The 870-nt window shown below is 62.6% G+C and carries 1 protein-coding gene; it reads left to right on the top strand.

Annotated elements, in window-relative coordinates; translation table 11 throughout:
• A partial coding sequence (gene carA / locus AC1D0Z_RS23160) for a glutamine-hydrolyzing carbamoyl-phosphate synthase small subunit (protein ID WP_477660472.1) occupies nt 1-862 on the top strand: 862 nt, incomplete at its 5' end.
• Nucleotides 863-870: the final 8 nt, after the last annotated feature.

The raw sequence follows: 870 nt of genomic DNA on the forward strand, positions 1-870 counted from the left end.
GACTTTGTCCGAGTACCTGGTCAAGGAAAACACGGTGGCCATTGCGGGCATCGACACCCGTCAGCTGACACGACACCTGCGCACCAAGGGCGCGCAAAACGGTTGCATCATGGCTTTGCCCGCTGGCGAAGAAATGAGCCAGCCCGCGATCGAGAAGGCCGTCGCGGCCGCGCGCGGCGCCCCCAGCATGGCCGGCCTGGACCTGGCCAAGGTCGTTTCGGTCAAGCAGACCTACGAATGGACGCAGACCGAGTGGAAGCTTGGCGCGGGTTACGGCGTGCAGATCACGCCGAAATTTCACGTTGTGGCCTTCGATTTCGGCGTGAAGAAAAACATCCTGCGCATGATGGCCGAGCGCGGCGCGCGCATCACGGTGGTACCGGCACAAACGCCTGCCGCCGATGTGCTCAAGCTCAAACCCGACGGCATCTTCCTGGCCAACGGCCCGGGCGACCCTGAGCCATGTGACTACGCGATCAACGCAGTGCGCGAACTGATCGAGACCGGCATCCCGACCTTCGGCATCTGCCTGGGCCACCAGATCATGGCCTTGGCCAGCGGTGCAAAAACCTTCAAGATGAAGTTTGGCCACCATGGCGCCAACCACCCGGTCAAAGACCTCGACAACGGCCGCGTCAGCATCACCAGCCAGAACCACGGTTTTGCGGTCGATGAAAAAAGCCTGCCCGCCAACTTGCGGCCCACGCACATCAGCCTGTTCGATGGCACGCTGCAGGGCTTGGCCCGCACCGACAAGCCGGCGTTCTGCTTCCAGGGCCACCCGGAAGCCTCGCCCGGCCCGCACGATATTTCATACCTGTTTGACCGTTTCACCGCGCTGATGGAGAAGGGGCGTGGCTGACATACGAG

It is taken from the genome of Polaromonas sp. P1_E3 (assembly GCF_056405935.1).